This window comes from Clostridium sp. 16K-1-R1 (assembly GCF_023921145.1).
GTDB classification, from domain to species: Bacteria; Bacillota; Clostridia; order Clostridiales; family Clostridiaceae; genus Sarcina; species Sarcina perfringens.
This window is the reverse complement of the sequence record NZ_CP046515.1, coordinates 2,003,394-2,025,708: the sequence shown is the minus strand read 5'-3', so window position 1 is coordinate 2,025,708 and position 22,315 is coordinate 2,003,394. Positions and strand designations below refer to the sequence as shown.

Here is a 22,315-nt window from a genome sequence, read left to right as displayed (position 1 = left end):
ATTAAATTTATGCTTTAATTAACTAAAAATGTATAGAAAATCTTTTAGGAGAATAAGATAGTTTTGCTATCTTATTTTTTTATTAATAAAATATGAAAATTTGGATTTAAGGTTTATTTAAGGTTTAGAATATTCAAAAATTATACATAATTTTTAAAAATATGATATTATTAGGATAAATAATTCGTAAGGGAGGATATTCATGAAAAAGAAATACATAATAGCAATAGTAACAGTAGTAATACTTGCAGGGGTAGGAGTTGGAAGTTATTTTTTAAAACAAAGTATGAATAAGGAATCAGTGGCAACTATGGAAATATACACTGTTCCCTCTACAGATAAAGTTTTTGTAAATGGGAAAATAGAACCAGAAAAAGTTGAAAATATATTTTTAGATGCTACAAAGGGTACTGTAGATAAAGTAGAAGTTGAAAATGGAGATGTTGTTGAAAAAGGAGATACTTTATTTACATATAAAAATGACCAAGTTCAAAGTCAGGTAGAACAGTTAGAATTACAATTAAATTCTGCTAAAAGTCAAAAAGAAGAAATTAATAAACAAAATGCAGAAGCAAAAAAACAATTAGAGGATTTAAAGAAAGCAGGATTAGAAAATCAAATGTCTCAAGGAGGTCAAATGCCTAATTTAGGACAAAATGCAGGTGGAGAGATATCAACTGGAAGTGTAGATGAGCAAATAAAACTTCTAGAAAAGCAAATAAAAGCATTAAAAGATAAGGAATATTATAAAGTAACTGCGCCTATAGGTGGAAAGGTAATTTTGGCAGAATCAAGTACAAATCCTACACAACCATATATTACTGTTGAATCAGGTGATTATTATATTAGTGGAAGTGTAAATGAAAAAGATCAACCTAAGATAAAGGAAGGACAAGAAGTTCAGATAACTATTCTTTCAACAAATAAAAATATAAATGGTAAAATATCCTCTGTTGGAAACACTCCTATAGACAATGGAGCTTCTTTAGCGGCACAAACAGGTGCACAGGGAGGCGCAGGTGGAAATATGTCTTATTATGAAGTTAAGATAACACCAGATTCTCAGGAAGATTTAACTAATGGATTCCATGTTCAAGCATCTGTTAATTTAGATAAAAAGCCAATAGAAATTCCTAAGGAAGCGATTTTAAGTGTGGATAATGAAGAATTTGTATTTAAAAATGTAGATGGAAAGCTTGTTAAGCAAGTTATAACATATTCACCTAAAGAAGGAAGTGAAGATGAAGTTATAGTAAGCAGTGGATTAAATGAAGAAGATAAAATAGTTTCTAATCCTACTCCTAACATGAAAGAGGGGATGAATGTTGAGTAATATAGTAGAGGTTATTAAGTTAAATAAATACTATAGCTTAGGTAAAGAGAAATTTCATGCTTTAAAGGATGTTAATTTGGAAATAGAACAAGGGGATTTTGTCATGATAATGGGGAAATCAGGTAGTGGTAAAACAACTCTAATGAACTTACTAGGATTATTAGATAGCTTTGAAGATGGAACATATAAGTTTAATAATATTGATGTTAGTAAATTAAAAGAAGATCAGAAAGCTGACATAAGAAATAAATATATGGGATTTATATTTCAACAATTCCATTTAATAAACTCTATGACCATAGGAAGTAATGTTGAGCTTCCTCTATTATATAATGAAAAAAGCATACCTCGTAAGAAAAGAGAAGAACTTATAGATAAATACTTAGAAATGGTAGGGTTATCAGAAAAGAAGAATCAACTTCCTCTAGAGTTATCAGGAGGTCAGCAACAAAGGGTAGCTATTGCAAGAGCTCTTATAAATAATCCTTATGTTATTTTTGCTGATGAACCAACAGGAGCTTTAGATAGTAATACTAGTACAGAAATAATGGAGATTTTAAAAAAATTAAATGAGGATAATAAGACAATAATCATGGTAACACATGATGAAGACTTAACTAAATACGCAAATAAGATAATAAGAGTTAAGGATGGGGTTATAACAAAGGGGGAAGATTATGTCAGCAATTAATTTAATAAAAACAGCCATTGCTAGTTTAAAGTTTCATAAGTTAAGAACTTTTCTAACAATGATTGGTATTATTATTGGCATAAGCTCTGTAGTTACAATACTTTCAGTTGGAGATGGATTAAAAGCTTATGTTTTAGAATCTTCTCAAGAAACTAATGCTAATAAGATAAACATAACATTTAAACCAGATAATTTTGATGCTAATATGAGTCTTTTAGAACCTTTTACAAAATCAGATATGAATGGAATAAAAGGAATAAAGGGAGTTAAAGATGTGAAGCCATCTCAAGGTTTTATGGGCATAATGAGCTTTTCAAGTAGTCAGCTTCAGTATTTTGATAAAAATCAATTTGCTATGCTTGGATCCTATGATGGAAAAAATGAGAAAGTTGAATATGGAAGATGGTTTGAAGATGGAGATAAGGATAAGTCTGTAATTGTATTAGATAATAATGTTGCAAAAGAACTATTTAATCCAATAGAAAGTGGTATTGGTAAGGCTGTAACTATGAATGGAATGAATTTTGAGGTTATAGGTATTTTACCACATGTTGATATTATGAGTTTTGGAGGAAATACAAGTTATGTTCCAAAGAAAGCTATAGACAATATGAATAGCAATGAAGTAATAACTTCCTTAGATGTATCACTTAATGCAGGTGTTGATAAAAAAGAAGTATATAAGGACATAGAAAAATATTTAATGGCTAACCATCCTAATATTGGAGGGAAATATGAGATGCAAGACCCAGAGGAAGTTACAAAAGCCTTTGAAAAGATAATTGGTGGATTAACAAAATTCATAGCATTTATTACAGGAATTTCACTTTTAGTAGGTGGAATTGGAGTTATGAATATAATGTATGTTTCAGTTTCTGAAAGAAAAAGAGAAATTGGTATAAGAAGAGCTATTGGGGCAAAGCCTAAGAGCATATTACTTCAATTCTTATTTGAAGCTGTATTAGTAACTTTAATAGGTGGATTAATTGGAATATTATTAGGATACTTAATATCCAAAGTAGCTGGAGCCTTTTTACCATTTAAGCCAATACTTACAATGAGTACCTTTGTAGGAGCTACATTAGTTTCAATAATAGAAGGAGTAGTATTTGGAATAATACCAGCTTACAATGCTTGTAAGTTAGATCCTATAAAAGCTATTTATAGATAGAGAAGATAAATAGTAATTAATATATAAATTAATCATAAAATATAAAGAAAAAAGATGGAAATTACAAATTAATTTCCATCTTTTTTTATTAATATGCTTATTTGCTTAATCCAAAAAGCTCCTTTTTTCTATAAACAAAGAATGTCATTAATATTGGTAAAATTAATGAGCCTATTAATGATGATATCATAAATCCATTCATTATAATTGAATAAATTATATTAGCAGCAGTTACTAATAAATATATATATAGGCCAATAGCTTTTTTTCTTAATATTAGTATTATTCCTAAAAGAATTAATATTATTGAAACTAATCCAATGATAATACTAGTATTGTCTATACCTAATTTGTCTAATGGTGCTCCAGTAATTGTAGCTAAGTTTTCTTGAAAGCTTGGTATTAATAAAATGATTGATCCAAAAAGAGCAAAAGCTGAAAAAATTATTTGTATTACAGAAATGGTTATTATTCCAGCTCCTAATTTATTTTGTTTTTGGTTTTCCATAATATAGTCCCCCTTTAAAAGTTATTTATTACAATATACCATAAAAGTAAATAAAATGTAAAAGAAATATCAAGAAAATGTTAATTATTAAGGAAAATTTAAGAAAAATACTTCATATTTATATAAGTAAATACTTATAATTTGAATAAAAAATATGAATTTAACTTATCTATAAAAATAGAGTATTATAAATGTGTAAGGAGTTTGTTAAAAAATAAACTATCAAAAGATGAATGGTTTAAATTTTGGAGGTGTTTGAATGGGATACAAATTAAATTTAAAAGAAGTAAATGATTTATTTAATGAGCTTAAAAAAGAGTATATAATTTATGCTCCAAAAAGATTTGAGAAGCAAGGAAGATACTCAGACACAGATATTATAAAATATGATGTTATAAATAATGTGGAAGAAATAGTACATAATGAAAAGTCAACTTATCCAGTAAAAGAAGTAATAACTCCAATTTCTCAAACTTTATATTATTTCATAGAAAATGAGTTTAGAGAAAGTAAAATGGATAGTCAAAAGAAGATTCTTATATTTGCAAGACCATGTGATATAAATGCACAAAGAAGACAAGATACTATATATCTTAAAAATGGAAATTTTGAAGATACATTCTATAAAAGAATGAGAGATAGAGTTAAGTTTATTTGCATGGAATGTACAGAGGGATGGGATACTTGTTTCTGTACAACAATGAATAGCAATAAAACTGATGATTATAGTTTAGCAGTAAGATTTAATGAGGATAATTTACTTTTTAATGTTAAAGAAGAAGAATTTGATAAATACTTTGAAGGAAAAGAAGAAGAGGAATTTGAACTTAAGTTTATTGAAGAAAATATAGCTAAGGTTGAATTGCCAGAAATAGAGAGTGTTGAAGTTTTAAATAAATTAAAGGATCATAAAATGTGGGAAGAATACAATAAAAGATGTATTCAATGTGGAAGCTGTACTCTAGCTTGTAGTACATGTACATGCTTTACAACAAGGGATATAGTTCATGATTCAAAGCATAACATAGGTGAAAGAAAGAGAATACAAGCATCTTGTCATGTAGATGGATTTGATGAAATGGCTGGTGGACATGTATTTAGAAAAACTGCTGGCGATAAAATGAGATATAAAGTTATGCATAAAATTCATGATTATAAAGCTCAATTTGGAGAAGAGCATATGTGTGTAGGATGTGGAAGATGTACAGATAGATGTCCAGAACATATATCAATTACAGCTACTATTAATAAGGTTTCAAAAGCAGTAAAAGAGATAATGGAGGAGATGTAAATGGAAAATATTTTAACACCTAAATCATGTGAAATAATAGACATAGTTAAGGAAACTGACAAAGAATGGACTTTTAGAATAGCTTCTGATGTCGTTCCAGAACATGGTCAGTTTTTAGAATTATCTCTTCCTAAGGTTGGAGAAGCACCTATTTCTGTTAGTGGATTTGGACCAGGATACTTAGATTTTACAATAAGAGCAGTAGGTAAAGTTACTGATGAAATATTTAAACTAAAGCCAGGAGATAAGATTTCTTTAAGAGGAGCTTATGGAAAAGGTTGGCCTGTAGAACAATTTAAAAATAAAAATGTAATAATAGTAGCTGGGGGTACAGGAGTAGCACCAGTTAGAAGTTTAATAAATAAATTTTATGATGAACCAAACTATGTTGAAACTTTAAGCCTAGTATTTGGATTTAAAAATTCAGAAGGAATACTTTTTAAAAATGACTTAGATAGATGGAATGAAAAATTCAATACTATTTATACTTTAGATAATGATACAAAAGAAGGATGGGAAACTGGACTTGTAACAGTTCATTTAAATAAATTACCTCTAGAAAGCTTTGGAGATAATTATGAGGTTATTATAGTTGGACCTCCTGTAATGATGCATTTTACAGCTTTAGAATTCTTAAAACTTGGAGTTCCAGAAGATAAGATATGGGTTTCATTTGAAAGAAAAATGTCATGTGCAGTAGGAAAATGTGGACATTGTAGAATAAATGAAACATATGTATGTCTTGAAGGACCTGTGTTTAACTATACAAAAGCAAAGACATTATTAGATTAGGAGGAATTATTTATGAATCATGATATAGATATTAAAAAAGTTAGATTAAATTGTTTTCGTCAATCAAAGGTTCCAGGAGAGTTTATGCTTCAAATGCGTATTCCAGGAGGAATAGTAGATGCTAAGTATTTATCACAAATACAAGAAATAGCAGAAACTTGGGGAAATGGAACATTTCATATGGGGATGAGACAAACCTTTAATATTCCAGGAATTAAATATGAAAATATTCCAGCAGTAAATAAATTTATAGAGAATTATTTACAAGAAGTTGAAGTTGATAGATGTAATTGTAATATGAAAGTTGATGAAAATGGATATCCAACAATAGGTGCTAGAAATGTTATGGCATGTATCGGAAATTCACATTGTATAAAAGCAAATGTTGATACTAAGGATATGGCTAATAAAATAGAAAAATTAGTATTCCCATCACACTATCATATAAAAGTATCTGTAGCTGGATGTCCAAATGACTGTGCTAAAGGGCATTTCCAAGACTTTGGTGTTATAGGACAAGCTAGAATGGAATATCACGAAGAAAGATGTATAGGTTGTGGAGCTTGTGTAAGAGCTTGTGAACATCATGCTACAAGAGTTTTAAGTTTAAATGATAAAGGATTAGTTGATAAGGATCCATGTTGTTGCGTTGGATGTGGAGAATGTGTATTAGCATGTCCAGCAAGTGCTTGGACTAGAAAGCCAGAAAAATACTATAGAATAGTTATAGGAGGAAGAACAGGAAAACAAACTCCTAGAATGGGTAAAACATTTATAAACTTTGCAACAGAAGAAGTTGTTCTTGGTATCTTTGCTAACTGGCAAAAATTCTCTGCTTGGGCTTTAGATTATAAACCAGAATATCTACATGGTGGTCACTTAATTGATAGAGCGGGATATCATAAATTTAAAGAAATAATTTTAGATGGAGTAGAGTTAAATCCAGAAGCTTTAGTTGCAGATAATATATTCTGGGCTGAAACAGAGTATAGATCAAACTTTAATGTTAAGCCAATAAAGATGCATAAAACTATAGAATCTAATAGACCTTTAAGATAATTATTTAATGTGAGAAAAATAAATTTTATCATATTAGTATTGAGCTTAATTTTATAGTAATAAAAATTTATGTTTTAAAAGATTATATGATTTGTAAAGTTTTAATTTTTAGGGAAGGGGTACACTCTTTAAATTAAATATAATAAGTTTACTATCATATCAAGAATTAAGAAATGAATTTATTTAAAAATTACATAGATTAGGAATTTTTATAATCTATGTAATTTTTTTATATAAGCAAAAAATACAAGGAATTAGCAAATTAATATTAATAAAATATAAATAAGTTAACAGATTATTAATAAAATGAAGTGGTATTTTAAATCTTTATTTTTTTAATACTTTGATTGTATTATTATTTAAATTTATAATGTTAAATGAAAAGAGAAAAGAATATCAGCAAAATTTATTATAGATTTAAAAATAATTTGTCCTAAGAAGTGAAATATTTTTTCTCCCTTTCATATCACTTTTTAGGACAGATTTTTGAAAACTTTAAAAATTAGGAGGTTTTTAAAATGAGTAATAAAATAATAAAATCATATTGGGGTGTTGAATTAAGTCCAAGATTTATTGATGCTGGAAGTAAAAAGCTTTGCATAATATTACCTGGAATAGGATATTGTTTAGATAGATCTTACTTAGATTATTCTAAACAATTAGCAAAAGAAATAGGATATGATGTTCTAGAAATAGAATATGGATATCAAATAAACAGAAGCGAATTTAATATTGAAAAAGAGTTTAGCATAATGGTTTCTGAGTCATTAGAAGTTATAGATAATGCCATAGAAAAAGAGTATGAAGAGATATTAATAATAGGAAAAAGTATTGGAACAAGTGTACAATCCTTCTTAAATAAAGATTTAAGTGGAAGATTTAAAAATATAAGAAATATATATATAAGCCCAATAAATAAGACTTTAGATGAGTTTAACATAGAATCTAATTCTTTAGTTATAACAGGAGATAAAGATCCATTATTAAGTATAGCTCATAGAGTAGAGATAGAAAAAAGAGAAGATATAGAAAGTTTTATAATAGAAGGTGCAAATCATGCTCTTGATATAGAGGGAAATGTTATGAACACCGTTGATGCTTTAAAAGAGTCTTTAGAAATAGAAAAAGATTTTATATTAAAATAATTAAATTAAAATGAAAAAGAATAAGGTTAATCAGGAATGGTTAACCTTATTCTTTTTTTCATTTTAAATATTTTTAATATTTTATGAAACTAATTCCATATATAAAATGTAAAGGGTTTAATAAAATATGATATTTTAATTTAATTATATTATTAATTAATAATATAATAAATAAATGAGTTTTAAATTTGAAATTTATTAAAATATATCTTTAATTCATTTTAAAATATAAATTTTGAAGCTTGACAGAAACTATATGGAACTGATACCATATATTCAAGAAGTAAAGGATATCAAAAGAGGATAGATTTTAGGAGGTTTTAAAATGAGTAAAGAACAAATAGTTGCTCAAGAAATATTAAAAAATATTGGTGGAAAAGAAAATATAAAATCAATGGAACACTGTGCAACTAGATTAAGACTTATAGTTAAAGATAAAAGTCTAATAAATGAAAAGGCAATTGAGAATATTGATGGGGTAAGAGGACAATTTTTTGCTGCTGCTCAATATCAAATAATTCTAGGAACTGGGTTTGTAAATAAAGTCTTTGCAGCTATGAATGGTGAAGGAGTAGAAACTGGGAATATAAAAGAAGATGCATATAGTGATATGACTTTACCACAAAAAATATCTCGTACTTTAGGAGATATTTTCGTTCCTATAATTCCAGTATTAGTTGCAACAGGTTTATTTATGGGATTAAGAGGACTTTTAACTAATTTAGGAGTTGAATTTAGTCCAACTTTTAATACTTTATCAGAGGTTTTAACAGATACAGCATTTATATTCTTACCAGCCTTAGTAGCTTGGTCAACAATGAAAAAATTTGGTGGAACACCTGTAGTTGGTATAGTATTAGGGCTTATGCTTGTAGCCCCTCAGCTTCCAAATGCTTGGCAGGTAGCAGGAGGAGCAGATCCAATATATATTTCTTTATTAGGAATAAGTATCCCTATAGTAGGGTATCAAGGATCAGTACTTCCAGCTTTAGTATTAGGTATTATAGCAGCTAAATTAGAAAAATTTATTAGAAAGTTTATGCCAGATGTACTAGATTTAATATTTACTCCATTTTTAACTTTATTAGTATCAATGATTCTTGGACTTTTAGTAGTAGGTCCTATAATGCATACAAGTGAAGTCTACATATTAGATTTATTTAAAATGTTTTTAAGCTTACCATTTGGAATAGGTGGAGCAATAATTGGAGGAGTTCATCAAGTTATAGTTGTAACTGGAGTTCATCATATATTTAATGCTTTAGAAGTTGAATTAATTTCAAGTACAGGATTAAATCCATTTAATGCAGTAATAACCGGGGCTATAGTAGCTCAAGGAGCAGCAGCTCTTGCAGTTGGATTTAAGACAAAAGATAAGAAAAAACGTTCATTATATATTTCTTCAGCAATACCAGCCTTTTTAGGAATTACAGAAGCGGCCATATTTGGAGTAAACTTAAGATTTATTAAACCATTTATATTTGCATGTATAGGTGGAGCTGCATCAGGAATGTTTGCATCAATGATGAAATTGGCTGGAACTGGTATGGGAATAACAGCTATACCAGGAACACTGCTTTATATTAATACAGGATTAATTCAGTACTTCATAACAATTGCTATTGGATTTGCTATTTCATTTGCATTAACATATATATTCTTTAAACCACAAGAATAATTTTTAGGCTCTGTGATTTTACAGAGCCTGCTTTTAAATATTTCAAAATAGTCTTATATGGTTAAAAACTTCTAGGTAATGATATAATTTATAATATAAGAAGATATATATCTTTATTTAGGAGGAAAATGATGAAAGTTACAATACAGGACATAGCTAATATGGTAGGAGTATCAAAAAGTACTGTATCAAGATACTTAAATGGTGGTTATGTGAGTAATGAAAATACAGTTAAGATAAAAGAGGCTATAGAAAAAACTGGTTTTGAAACTAACTTTTTTGCTAAAAGGTTAAAGTCTAAACAAAGCAAGTTAATAGGAATAATAGTTCCTAGAATAGATTCATTTACTGCAGGTAAAACATTAAATGGTATAAATAAAAAACTAGAAGAACAGGGTTATCAAGGAATAATATTAACAAGTGAATTTAACATAGAAAAGGAATTAGAACAAATTAATAAGTTATATAATCAAGGAGTAGATGGAATTATTATAATGTCTTTTGAAATTTCAAAAGAACATGTAAAATTAGCCAATAAACTTCCTATACCTATTTTGTTTTCAGGACAAAAAAATGATTATATAAATTATTTAGTTTTAGATGATGAAAAGATAGGAAATATTTTAGGAACATATATAAAAGAACAAGGACATAAAGATATTGTGTTCTTAGGTGTTAGTGAAAGTGATAGAGAAGTTGGAATTCTTAGAAAAAAAGGATTTTGTAATGTTTTTGAAAAAGAGTGCAATATAAGTTTTGTAGAAACAGACTTTTCTTTTGATAAAGCATATGAAGCAGGAGAAGAGGTTTTAAAATATAATCCAACAGCTATTGTATGTGCAACAGATAATATAGCTCTTGGGCTTATGAGATATCTTCTTGAGAATGGGAAGAAGATACCAGAAGATATTTCCATTGCAGCCTTTGGAGGATATGAGGTAAGTGCAATAACATATCCATCACTAACCACTGTAAAAATTGATTATAAATTATTTGGTGAAGAAATAGCACTTAATATTTTAAGTTTGATAAATGGAGAGAAAAGTATAAATACTTGTGAAATTCCTTTGGAACTTATGGTAAGAGAAAGTGTTAAAAGTTTAAAGTAGAGTTTGCTTCACCGAATAATTTAAAGAAAGGTGAAGTAAATGGAGTTTTTAAATGATGATGATATAAACAAAAAATCAAAAGAATATTATAATAAAACTAAAGATATATGGAGAGATAATTTTCATTTTGAGCCTCCCTTTGGACTTATAAATGATCCAAATGGATTAAGTTATTATAAAGGAGAATATTACATATTTTTTCAGTGGAACCCATATGGCTGTGAGCACAAGAATAAACATTGGGGAATTGTAAAAACAAAGAATTTTAAAGATTTTTCAATACCTAAAATTGCCTTAACTCCAAAAGAATATTTTGATAAGGATGGATGTTATTCAGGGGGAGCTATTGTTAAGGATGGCAACTTACAAGTGTTTTATACTGGGAATGTTAAAGGGGATAAAGGAGAGAGAATATCTTATCAATGCAAGGGGATTCTTGAAGAAAATGGACAATTGAAAAAATTAGGCCCAGTTATTTCTACATTACCAAAAGGATATACAGCTCATTTTAGAGATCCATATATTTGGAAAAATAATGGTTATTATTATATGATTCTTGGAATACAGACTGAAAAGCTAAAGGGTAGATGCGTAATATATAAATCAAATGATTTAGATGATTGGGATTTTTATGGGGAACTAAAAACGTCTTATGAGGATTTTGGATTTATGTGGGAATGTCCATCCTTTTTAAAAATTGATAATAAGGATATTTTTATATTTTCTCCTCAAGGAATTAAAGAAGAAGAGTTTAGATATCAAAACATATATCAATCGGGATACTTAATAGGAAATTTAAATTATGATACTTTAGAATTTAAAAATAATAATGAGTTCAAGGAATTAGATATGGGCTTTGATTTTTATGCGCCTCAAGTATTTAAGGACGAAAAAGGAAGAAATATATTAATTGGATGGATGGGACTTCCTGAAAAAGAAGAGTTTCATTGTAGTAGGGAGAATGGATGGATATTTTCTTTAACCATGCCTAGAGAATTAACCTTAAAGAATGGAGTTTTACATCAAAATCCTATAGAGGAGATCAGAAAGCTTAGGGGAGATAAAATTGTAAGCTTAAAAAATACATTTATTGAAGATTTAAATTTTAATGAAGTAAAAGAAAATAGTTATGAGCTTAAACTAGATATAGAAAGACAGGAAGCATCAAAGATTGAAATTAATTTTATGAAGAGTAATGAGGAACATACATCTTTAATTTATGATTTTAAAAAAGAAATTTGTATAATAGATAGAAATTCAATGATTAATGGAGAAAAGGGTATAAGGAAGTTTAAGTTACATTCTAATGGGAATTTAAAAATTAATATGTTTGTGGATAAATCATCAGTAGAAATATATTTTCAAGATGGAATTGAAGTAGCATCATTAAAACTTTATCCTAAAAAAGATAGCTTTAACTTAAGTTTAAAATCAGAAGAGGGTAAAATTAAAATAAATTCCTTGAGTATATGGGAGATGAATGAGGTGAATTATAATGAATAAAGTATTTTGTATAGGAGAATTATTGATAGATTTTATAGGAAAAGATATAGGAAAAGGTCTTAAAAATGGAGTAAACTTTGAGAAAAAGGCTGGAGGAGCTCCAGCAAATGTTGGAGCAGCAGTTTGTAAGCTTGGAGGAGAATCTTATTTTTTAGGACAAGTTGGTAATGACTCTTTTGGAGAATTTCTAGTTGATATGCTAAAAAATATAGGTATAAATACTGAAATGACTAAAATGGATGGATATACAACCTTAGCATTTGTAGCTATTGATGAAAATGGTGAAAGAGATTTTGAGTTTCATAGAGGTAGTGATGGAGAATACTCATTTAATAATATTGATTTAAGTAAAATAGAAAAGGATGATATAATTCATTTTGGTTCAGCTACGGGATTCTTAAAAGGTGAACTTAAGAATACTTATTTTAAGCTTTTAGAGGTTGGACATAAAAATGGAAACTTTATATCCTTTGATCCAAACTATAGAGATATGCTTATTAAAGAAGAAGGAATTGAAGAGTTTAAGGAAGACTGTAAGAAATTTATAAGCTCTTGTGATTTTTTAAAGCTTAGTGATGAGGAGATAGAGCTATTAACTGAGGAAGAAGATTTAGAAAGAGGAGTTGAAAAACTTCATTCTTTAGGAGCAAAAATAATAGCTGTTACACTAGGAGGAAAAGGAACTCTTTTAAGTAATGGCATTCATTCAGAGATAGTTCCATCAATAAAAATTAATCAAGTAGATTCAACTGGGGCAGGGGATGCTTTCGTTGGGGCTGTTCTTAAGAAAGTAAGTGAATTAAAAGATAAGAAGAATTTAGATTTAAATTTATGGAGAGAAATTATAAGTTATGGAAATAAGGTTGGAGCATTGACATGCACAAATTATGGGGCTATTGATGCTATTCCAAATGAAGAAGATTTAATGAAATATATATAGTTTATTTGAAAGCATATGAGAATTTTTAGGAACCTATTAAAATCCTTTAGTTCTCATATGTTTTTTTATTTTAGTGTATTTTAGATTAGAGTTTTATCCTTTAAAATAAAAATAAAATTTTATGATTAGATTAAATATTATTTTTAACTTTACATATAAGAGGTTATATTAAAATTTAACAGGAATATAGTTTAGTAAAGTGATTTTTTAGGAGGAATCTTTGAAGGGATTTTTTAAAGATATATCTTATGATGATAGAAATCTTTTAGCTATAGGTCTTGCATTTATATCAAATTTAATATTTTTAAATATAACAGAAAGGGAAGTTGTATTTAATAATATCTATGAAATACTTAATTTAAAGGGGTATGAAGCTTTGAAGGAAGTATTTGTTATTTTTATAACTTTTATAGCTATAATTTTTTTGATTTTTACTATGATTATTAGTATAAATATAATTTTACATTCCTTAGAGGTCTTTAATAAAATAGTATCTTTAGGAACTATTATAGTAATTTTTATAATAGCTTTTTATGGATTAAATAACAGTATTAAAGGATTTAAGATATTATTTTTAACTTTATTTTTTGTAGGATTATTTTTTAAGATATGGGAAGAGGTAAAGAATAATAAATAATTAAAATTAATTAAAGGTTAAGTTAAAATAAATAATTTTAACTTAACCTTTCTTTAAAAGTGAAATTTATTTTTCAGAAACTTGTTCTATTGAAATAATAGATACATTTCTTTTTTCAAATTCATCAATTACTTTTTGGATTATAGATGGTTTTTTATAATTATCTTCAGGATAACCATCTTGTCCATCTTTAAAATCTATTAGTTTAGCTTCTAAAAATGGATGATAAAACATTCCAGCAAAAGTAGTATTAGACATGTTTTTTATCTTATTTAACATATCATTTTCTTTACCGCCCTCAATATAATATAGAGGTGTAGGTATATAATAAGAACCACTCCCAGTTGGTGATTTCATAGGTTTTGATTGTGCTTTATTTTCATCATAATCATTAAATATATATTTAAAGTTCTTTTCTAAAGCTTCATTTTGAGCTTTATTTATAGTGTAATGAGGAGCTTCAAAGAAGTTTATTTTTATATCAAGATCTTTAGCTATTTGAAGAGCTTTATCAACTCTTGTATTTAAATCCTCCACAGAGGGATTATATTTTCCAAATTCAAAGCCATGACCACTAATTGTATTGTCTATTTGATGTGTATAACCATGTAAACCTATTTCCCCTTTATGAGAAGCTACAAAATCTAAAGTGTATACAAGCTCAGCATTAGCAAAGTTATTTTCTTTAGAAGGGTCATTGTCTATTTTCTTTTCTGGGTCTATATATCTAGGTATCCAAGCGATATGGTAAGGTACATTTTTTTTACCTAAATATCTCCCCATAACTCTTATAGTTTCAAGATATTGTGAATCATATTCTGTTCCAGCACCAGTAGATGCAACATCTTCAAATCTTATAATACCTTTTTGAGGGCCTTTTCCCTTATAGGGTTTAACATCTAACATATCTTTATTATTATATAATTTTATTAGCTTGTCCTTTGAGTTCCATCTGCTTTTTAAATCAAACATATTAGCAAAGTCAATTAAAGACATATATACAGTATCATCTTTTATTATAGGGTCAATTTTAAATTTATTAGCCTCTGATTCTTCCTTTGATAAATTAGTCCAAGTATTATCTTTTAAATTAACTTTAATATCTTTATTTTCAAATTTAATATTTAAAGAATCATCCTCTATTTTAAACTCCCCATTGTTATTTTTGATTATTTCGCTTATAGGAATTAGATATCTATTTTTATCTAAGTATATTGGTAAGCTTAAGTCTTGAACTTTACCATTTAGATTTATTTTAATATTATCTTCAGGTTTATCTAGTCCTGAAAATTTTTCTAATCCAAATACAGATAGCCCAAAGTTTTTGCTTTCCCCTTTAGATCCACATCCTATTAGAAAAATCATTGAAAGAATTAAGAGGGAAGTTGTAAAAAGTTTTTTCATATAGTGCCTCCTTGTATTAATTTAAATTATAATTAAATAGAATTGTAAACTTAATAAATTCATAAAAAAGTGTACATTTATAATAATATTTTACAAATTAAGGTTTAAATTTACAAAAAGGTTAAAAAAGTATTAATAAATAACTTATTACATCTTTTACATGAATTAATTTACTTTTAAATATATTTAGTTGGAAATACAATAATATGATGATATAATAATTAGTGAAACGATTACAAGGTGTTGAAGAATTTAGGGGGGGCACGCATGGTATTTGGATTTTTTATAGCTTTAATTTTTATAATAGTTGAAATAGGAATAAGTTCTTATCTTGTATATGACCTTCATTGTAAAAAGGATGAAGACATTAAAAAGTTGGAAAAACAAGATGTTAAGACAATAGTTACATTGAGAAAAGTGGTTATATTAGAGAATTTTGTATCTTTGTTATTATATAGTGTTTTAATAAGCAATAAAGATATATTAAAGTTTGGAAGAGGGGAAATGTTAACTGTAGCAATATTATTATCTATGGGTGTAATGATGATTTATCTTTATATGTTTGATAATTTTATTGAAAAGTTTAAGAAGTTTAATAATACTGAAAAAGAAAATAGTATAGCTTAAAAGCTATTTTGAATCTATAATGCTTAAATTTTTTATGAGAAATTAGAGTAAATAGTGAAGAAATTTTATAAAATATGATTAATAAGAAAGCACGGTTTTATTCCGTGTTTTTTATTTTGTAAGTTTTATTAACAAAAACAAAATTTAAGAATAATTATATAAGGTATAATATTCTTCGGAGTGTGAAAATATTAAGAGGTAAAATCTTAATAGATGTTATGATTAATCAAAGAGTTTTTTTTAATATTTTAGATCAAGATCAAAGGCCTATAACAAAATGTATAGTAAAAATTGAAAATCAAAAAGAAAAATATGAAGGTGAGACAGATTTAGCTGGAATAGTGGAATTTTTAGTTCCATTAGGAATTTATGTATTAACCATAGAACATCCTGCTTTTAAGAAGAAAATTTATAGAATGGTTTTAAGGGATGGATTTAGTTTTACTAGGATAATTCTTCAAAGAAATAAACTAAATTATAAGAGGGAAGAAAAAATTCCTATTATAGAACATACTGATAAAGAATTTATAAATAAGGATGTTTTAAAAGATAATATAGAAAAAATATATGATGTCAATAAAAATCAAGATATAGATGAAGATTTGAATTCAGAAGAAGATTCTATAGATAATTTTAATGAAAAAGAAGAAATTTTTAAGGATTATTTTCATAATTTAGATTTATTCCAAAACCCAAGTATATGGGGGGCAACAGGTATGTTTAAGGAAGTAAATGAGAATAGTTTTAATGAGATAATTAAGGGAGCAAAAACAATGCTTGAAGAAATATTAAATTTAGCTAGTTCCTTTGAAGCTGAAGATTTTAAAAAAGATGAAAATAACATGCCTTTTACTTTTGATGAAATAAAGGAAGAGAGTAAAAATATTGCAAATAATATTATTGATAAAGATTATGGTAGTGAGACCTATGATGTTTGTGACTATGAAGAAGAGCTTTTTGATGAAGATCAAAGGTGAAACTAATAGCATAAAATTTTTATAATGATAAATTTTGTAAAAAATATAATAAAATGGTTGAAAATTGAGTAATATAAAGTATAATAATTATTAAGATTAAATTTATGAAAGGAGACAGTTTGATGAGAAAATTTGATAATAAATATATTAATAATGTGTATTTGTTATTTTTTACAATAAAATTAGTATTTACTCAGTCAATGGCTCCTTTTATGGGATTTTTCTAATGCTTTCCATAAAATTTTATAAAATCTTTTCTAGATTTTAAGGCATGGCTGAGAAGCTGTGCTTTTTGTTGCAATAAAATAAAGTTTGTAATAAAAATTTAATAAGGTTAAGAAGGTTTTTGCATAATTATCTATGTTTTAATAGAATCCTTACTTTTTAGTACAAAACATTAGTGGTTTGCCAATTAGAAGTTTTAAAGTCTTCCATTTATCTTAACCTAGAAATTTTTCTTATATTCTTGATTTTATAGGGCATCTATGTCTTTAAGCATAGCTTTTGCTTAAGGAACATAGGTGTTTTTTTTATTTTAGTTATAAGGAGGGGAATCATTTGAATATAGGTGATGGTATATAAGATTTATTAAATTATGCTAGATTAAAGTATATAAATAAAGGGGGAATATTTATGGGGATATTTAAGGATTATATATCTAAGAGAATGGTATTTTTAATAGTTCCAATATTAGCTATGATAATTGTTTTGGGGATAGATAGTTTTTTTCCATATCTTCAAAAAATATTTGTTGATGATATTTTACTAGGAAGTGATAAAAGCAAATTGGGATTATTTTTTGGAGTTTTTTTAGGATTATCACTTTTACGTGGAATATTAGGATATATTAAAGAGTTTTTATTTGATAAGTTTTCTTTAAATGTAAGCAAAGAAATTAGAATAGACTTATTTAAAAAGATTCAAAGCTTTGAATTTTCATTCTTTGATAGCACCAATACAGGAGAACTTATGTCAAGAATTGGTGAAGATGTAGATATAGTTTGGGAAACAATATCTTATGGACTTAGGTTGCTTATAGAAGGAATAATATTATTTATTATATCTGTAACCATAATGATGAGTATGAGTCCTTCTCTTACAATAATCTGTTTAGTCATCTTACTTCCTGTAGGGGTTTTGGCTATTCTAGTTAATAAAAAGTTTCATAGAAATTACTCAAAAATAAGTGATAAAGTGGCTGATATAAATCTTATGGCACAGCAAGATATAGCAGGAATAAGATTAGTAAAGGCTTTTGCTAGAGAAAAATATGAAACTGAAAAGTTTTTAAAGGTAAATAAGGATTATTATGACCTTAATATAACTCAAGCAAGAATTTTAAGCAATTTCTTGCCTGTAATTGATCTTTTAACAAATTTAACTCCTGTAGCAATGATAATTTATGGAGGATACTTGGTTATCAAAGGGAATATTACTATGGGAACACTTTTAGCTTTCAGTAGTTATATTTTAAATTTATCTTTTTGTGTGAAAAATATAGGTGGTCTTGTAAATATGATGTCTCAAAATAGAGCATCTATGGATAAAATATTTAACATTCTTAAAAGAAAGCCTCAAATAACTTCTATGGAGAATTCTTATAATCCAGATAAGGTTAAAGGTGAAATAGAATTTAAGAACGTATCCTTTAGGTATAATGAAGAAGAAGTGCTAAAGAAAATAAATCTAAAAATACCAGCAGGAAGTACCGTAGCTATTATGGGGGAAACAGGATGTGGTAAAAGTTCAATTCTTTCTTTAATAGGAAGGCATTATGATGTATCTTCTGGAGAGGTATTGATTGATGGGGTTAACGTGAAAAAATGGAATTTAGATAGTTTAAGAGAAAATATGGCTGTGGTTTTTCAAGATACATTTTTATTTTCAGATTCTATAAAAGACAATATAGATTTTGGAGGAAATAAAAGTGAAGATGAAATAATAGAGGCAGCAAAGGATAGCTGTGCTTATGATTTCATAAAAGAAATGCCTGAAGGATTTGAAACAGAAGTTGGAGAAAGAGGTTTAGGACTTTCAGGTGGTCAAAAGCAAAGGTTGGCAATAGCAAGAGCTTTAGTTAGAAAAACACCAATATTAATTTTAGATGATGCTACATCAGCCCTTGATATGGAGACAGAATTTAATGTGCTTAAAAACTTATCTAAAAAGCAAGATAAAGCGACTACATTTATAATTGCCCATAGAATCTCTGGGGTTAAGGACGCCGATATAATACTTTTCATGAAAGATGGAGAAATAGTTGAAATGGGAGATCATGAAAGTTTATTAAAGAAAAAGGGATATTACTATAGTGTATATTGCCATCAATTTCAAGATTTAGAGTTTGTACAATAATATTAAAACTTTAATTAAAAAGGGGGAAGAGATAATGGAAGAAATAAATGAGAAAAAAACTCATAAGTGGAAGACTATAAAGAGACTTCTAAAATATGTGGCTCCATACAAGTGGAAAACTATAGGAATAATATTAATGCTTTTACTTATTATGAGTTGTAATACATTAAATCCATACTTAATGAAGGTTTCTATAGATAAATTTGTTTCTGCTAAGGATGTAAATGGATTACTTGGCATAGGAGCAGTTTTACTTTTATTAAATATAATAGCAATGATACTTTCAAAAATAAGAATGCTATCTATGAGTAAAATAACAAATCAAATATTAGTAAATATAAGACATGAACTTTATACTCATATACAAACTTTAAGTTTTTCCTTTTTTGATAGTAGACCAGTAGGTAAGATTTTATCAAGGGTAGTTGGTGATGTTAATGCATTAAATAACTTGTTAAATCATAGTATTGTTAATTTAATACCAAACCTTTTTACAATTTTACTAGTAATATTTATGATGTTTTTAATGGATCCAAGTCTTACTTTGGTTTGTTTAACAGTTTTACCATTTCTTTTTGCGGGAATGTTTTTTATAGAAATAAAATCAAATAAAAGGTGGAGAGTTTTTAGGGAAAATAGATCAGCTCTTTTAGGTTATACCCATGAAGCATTTTCAGGAATGAAAGTGGTTCAAGGATTTAATAGAGAAGAGTATTCAAGAGAAAAATTTGAAAATCATCTAGAAGGACATGCAGGTGGTTTTTTACATGCAGTTAGGCTTCAAGATTATTTTTGGCCTACAGTGGATATATGCAGAGGTTTTGGAATTGCAATAGTATTATTTGCAGGGTATAAATTAACAAGAGGTGGAAATTTATCTTTAGGAACCTTAATGGCCTTCATAATGTATATTGAAATGCTTTGGAGACCTATAATGAACTTATCAGCCTTTTATAATGCTTTTGTTACTAATCTTTCAGCAGCAGAAAGAATTTTTGATATTATGGATACTAAGAACCACATGGTAAATAATAAGGCAGAAGAAAAACTTCCAAAGATAAAAGGAGAAATTCATTTTGAAGATGTTACTTTTTCCTATGATAATGATGGAAATCATGCATTAAAAGATGTAACATTCACCTTAAATCCAGGAGAAAAAATAGCCTTAGTTGGAGAAACTGGAGCTGGAAAAACTACAATAACAAACCTTATAAGTAGATTTTATGAGCCAACTAAAGGAAAAATATTTATAGATGGTATTGATATAAGTACTGTAGATGTAGAAAGTCTTAGAAGTCAGATGGGAATAATGCTTCAAGATTCATTTCTTTTTGCTTCTTCTATTAAGGAGAACATACGCTATGGGAAATTAGATGCTACTGATGAGGAAATAATCCAAGCTGCAAAGGCTGTAAATGCTCATAACTTTATAGAAAAGCTTGAAGAGGGATATAATACAAATGTTAATGAAAGAGGATCAAGACTTTCATTAGGACAAAGACAGTTAATAGCATTTGCTAGGGCCTTAATTTCAGATCCAAGAATACTTATATTAGATGAAGCAACAGCTAATATTGATACTGAAACAGAAAGGCTAGTTCAAGAAGGAATAAAGAAACTAATGGAGGGAAGAACTTCTATAGTTATAGCACATAGACTTTCTACCATAAGAGATTGTGATAAAATATTTGTTCTTTCCCATGGAAAAATTGTTGAAGAGGGAACTCATGAAGAGTTATTAAATAGAAAAGGATATTATTATAATCTGTATTGTGCTCAATATAGCTTCTTAAAAGAAGCATAGAATAAGAAAAGGATGTATTAAAAGTTAAACATAAAACTTATAGATAATAAGAAATACCTTATAAGTTTTATTTATTAATTATTTTAATACATCCTTTTTCTTTAAATAATATTTATATATTTAGCGGATAGTGATTAGAGGAAAATTATTTTTATTAAGCCATTGACTCCAACTAATCTTAAAATCATTATTTTGTTCTTTTACATATTCATAAAATTTAGTAAAGAAGTCTAAACGCTCTTTTGAAGGGAAGGAAAGTATAGATTTTTCCTTAATTCCAGAGAGAGCTAATTGTCTATTTATTATTTCATCAAGAGTAGCATTATTATAGTTTTTCATTATATCATACATAATCATAAAAGTTGTTGTTCTTCCTATCCCTTCCTTACAATGGAAATGTAGCCATGAATCTTTTGGTATCGAATTTACATATTGAACAAAAAAATCTACCATTTCGTAAGTAGGAAGTTTCCCATCAGTTACTGGAATTCTAACATAATCCATAGAATTAGCTTTTACTAATTGATTTTCAGAAAGAACTTTCTCAGGAATAACAGTTAGCTTAGGATCATTAAAAAATTGTATTGGAGTTCCTAAAGTAATACTGTTTAAAAGCTTTCTTTCAGTATCAATAACTTCTGTTCTGGTTAAACCTAAGTTGGCATCATTTTTTTCGCCTTTCCAACTAACAGGATATTCATTAATAAATCCATGAGATTCTTGCCTTAAATCTACAATTGTTATAGGTAAAGTGGTTTTAATTGAAGTAACTAAAAGTGAAAGGTTATTAGGAGAAAATTGTTGACTGCCTGAAATATTGAGAGTATCTAAACCTTTCATATTAATATTAGATAGGTTTTTTAATCTTTCTAAATCAGATGTTGTTCTAAAATTATTTGGAAGATTATTAATATTTTTAGTATCTAAAACTAAATGTATATCATTATCTTCTGCTGAAACAACTAAAGTATTACTAATAAAAAAGTTAGTAAAAATACTTAATAATAAAAAAATAATAAGTGCGTTTTTCTTAAAATGTTTAAACACAGTAAAATCACCTCAATATATTTTGTAATAAATAATAACTTTAGTATTTCATTAAACAATTTGTTATATGTATTAAATTTTATAGGTTTATATGGAAATATATGTTAGATGGTATGATTTTATATAATTTAAAATATTTTTTATTTAAAAATTAATATTTTATCTAAAAAATAAAAGTTTATTTAAAAGTTAATTTAATACATATTTTGGTGGAAATGAGAATATATTTATATATTAAGGAGTA

Annotated in this window: 19 protein-coding genes; 16 read left to right on the top strand and 3 right to left on the bottom strand. The window is 27.1% G+C overall.

The window, feature by feature from the left end:
* Positions 1 to 202: 202 nt before the first annotated feature.
* From GOM42_RS08810 to GOM42_RS08800, 3 genes are read left to right on the top strand one after another with little or no spacing between them, the layout of a single operon-like run.
* Positions 203 to 1,333 (top strand): efflux RND transporter periplasmic adaptor subunit, encoded by a 1,131-nt coding sequence (locus GOM42_RS08810; RefSeq protein ID WP_003455896.1) that lies wholly within the window; start codon positions 203 to 205, stop codon positions 1,331 to 1,333.
* Positions 1,323 to 2,024: an ABC transporter ATP-binding protein gene (locus tag GOM42_RS08805; RefSeq protein ID WP_011590885.1), complete on the top strand. Its 702-nt coding sequence runs from the start codon at positions 1,323 to 1,325 to the stop codon at positions 2,022 to 2,024. Before GOM42_RS08810 ends, GOM42_RS08805 begins: the two co-directional genes overlap by 11 nt.
* A complete protein-coding gene (locus tag GOM42_RS08800) occupies positions 2,011 to 3,195 on the top strand; it encodes an ABC transporter permease (protein ID WP_003481653.1) in 1,185 nt (394 codons plus the stop codon). The genes GOM42_RS08805 and GOM42_RS08800 overlap by 14 nt, the downstream gene beginning before the upstream one ends.
* Before the next feature lie 97 nt (positions 3,196 to 3,292).
* On the opposite strand, the gene GOM42_RS08795 is transcribed toward GOM42_RS08800, so the two are convergent.
* Entirely contained in the window at positions 3,293 to 3,703 is a 411-nt protein-coding gene (locus GOM42_RS08795) for a hypothetical protein (RefSeq protein WP_110016180.1), read from the bottom strand.
* A 259-nt stretch (positions 3,704 to 3,962) separates the two neighbouring features.
* On the opposite strand from GOM42_RS08795, the gene asrA reads away from it, so the two are divergent.
* From asrA to GOM42_RS08750, 9 genes are all read left to right on the top strand, one after another.
* The gene (gene asrA / locus GOM42_RS08790; protein WP_003455904.1) at positions 3,963 to 4,994 is read left to right on the top strand and encodes an anaerobic sulfite reductase subunit AsrA; all 1,032 of its coding nucleotides are present in this window, start codon (positions 3,963 to 3,965) and stop codon (positions 4,992 to 4,994) included.
* The gene (gene asrB, locus GOM42_RS08785; protein WP_011590881.1) at positions 4,995 to 5,786 is read left to right on the top strand and encodes an anaerobic sulfite reductase subunit AsrB; all 792 of its coding nucleotides are present in this window, start codon (positions 4,995 to 4,997) and stop codon (positions 5,784 to 5,786) included.
* A 12-nt stretch (positions 5,787 to 5,798) separates the two neighbouring features.
* Positions 5,799 to 6,845, top strand: a complete 1,047-nt coding sequence (asrC, locus tag GOM42_RS08780; RefSeq protein WP_003455983.1) for a sulfite reductase subunit C — start codon at positions 5,799 to 5,801, stop codon at positions 6,843 to 6,845.
* Between the two features lie 518 nt (positions 6,846 to 7,363).
* Positions 7,364 to 7,990, top strand: a complete 627-nt coding sequence (locus GOM42_RS08775; protein ID WP_003449524.1) for an alpha/beta hydrolase — start codon at positions 7,364 to 7,366, stop codon at positions 7,988 to 7,990.
* Between the two features lie 325 nt (positions 7,991 to 8,315).
* Positions 8,316 to 9,668: a sucrose-specific PTS transporter subunit IIBC gene (locus GOM42_RS08770; protein WP_003455872.1), complete on the top strand. Its 1,353-nt coding sequence runs from the start codon at positions 8,316 to 8,318 to the stop codon at positions 9,666 to 9,668.
* Between the two features lie 131 nt (positions 9,669 to 9,799).
* On the top strand, positions 9,800 to 10,777 hold the full coding sequence (locus GOM42_RS08765) for a LacI family DNA-binding transcriptional regulator (protein WP_003456113.1): 978 nt from the start codon (positions 9,800 to 9,802) through the stop codon (positions 10,775 to 10,777).
* Between the two features lie 39 nt (positions 10,778 to 10,816).
* Positions 10,817 to 12,280, top strand: a complete 1,464-nt coding sequence (locus GOM42_RS08760) for a sucrose-6-phosphate hydrolase (RefSeq protein ID WP_003455958.1) — start codon at positions 10,817 to 10,819, stop codon at positions 12,278 to 12,280.
* A complete protein-coding gene (locus GOM42_RS08755) occupies positions 12,273 to 13,220 on the top strand; it encodes a carbohydrate kinase (protein WP_003468339.1) in 948 nt (315 codons plus the stop codon). The genes GOM42_RS08760 and GOM42_RS08755 overlap by 8 nt, the downstream gene beginning before the upstream one ends.
* Before the next feature lie 220 nt (positions 13,221 to 13,440).
* Positions 13,441 to 13,857, top strand: a complete 417-nt coding sequence (locus tag GOM42_RS08750; RefSeq protein ID WP_003468346.1) for a hypothetical protein — start codon at positions 13,441 to 13,443, stop codon at positions 13,855 to 13,857.
* Positions 13,858 to 13,923: 66 nt separating this feature from the next.
* On the opposite strand, the gene GOM42_RS08745 is transcribed toward GOM42_RS08750, so the two are convergent.
* Entirely contained in the window at positions 13,924 to 15,261 is a 1,338-nt protein-coding gene (locus GOM42_RS08745; RefSeq protein ID WP_003455956.1) for a polysaccharide deacetylase family protein, read from the bottom strand.
* Positions 15,262 to 15,528: 267 nt separating this feature from the next.
* Between GOM42_RS08745 and GOM42_RS08740 the strand changes: the two genes are divergently transcribed.
* From GOM42_RS08740 to GOM42_RS08725, 4 genes are all read left to right on the top strand, one after another.
* Positions 15,529 to 15,888, top strand: a complete 360-nt coding sequence (locus GOM42_RS08740) for a hypothetical protein (RefSeq protein WP_003455949.1) — start codon at positions 15,529 to 15,531, stop codon at positions 15,886 to 15,888.
* 218 nt (positions 15,889 to 16,106) lie between these two features.
* Entirely contained in the window at positions 16,107 to 16,865 is a 759-nt protein-coding gene (locus GOM42_RS08735) for a hypothetical protein (RefSeq protein ID WP_041707830.1), read from the top strand.
* Positions 16,866 to 17,498: 633 nt separating this feature from the next.
* Positions 17,499 to 19,220, top strand: coding sequence for an ABC transporter ATP-binding protein (locus GOM42_RS08730; RefSeq protein ID WP_110016183.1), 1,722 nt, complete (start codon positions 17,499 to 17,501; stop codon positions 19,218 to 19,220).
* Between the two features lie 34 nt (positions 19,221 to 19,254).
* Complete coding sequence (locus GOM42_RS08725; protein ID WP_003456045.1) at positions 19,255 to 21,024, top strand: ABC transporter ATP-binding protein; 1,770 nt, start codon at positions 19,255 to 19,257, stop codon at positions 21,022 to 21,024.
* Between the two features lie 120 nt (positions 21,025 to 21,144).
* Here the strand turns inward: GOM42_RS08725 and GOM42_RS08720 are convergent, their stop codons facing one another.
* A complete protein-coding gene (locus tag GOM42_RS08720) occupies positions 21,145 to 22,071 on the bottom strand; it encodes a phytase (RefSeq protein ID WP_110016184.1) in 927 nt (308 codons plus the stop codon).
* Positions 22,072 to 22,315: the final 244 nt, after the last annotated feature.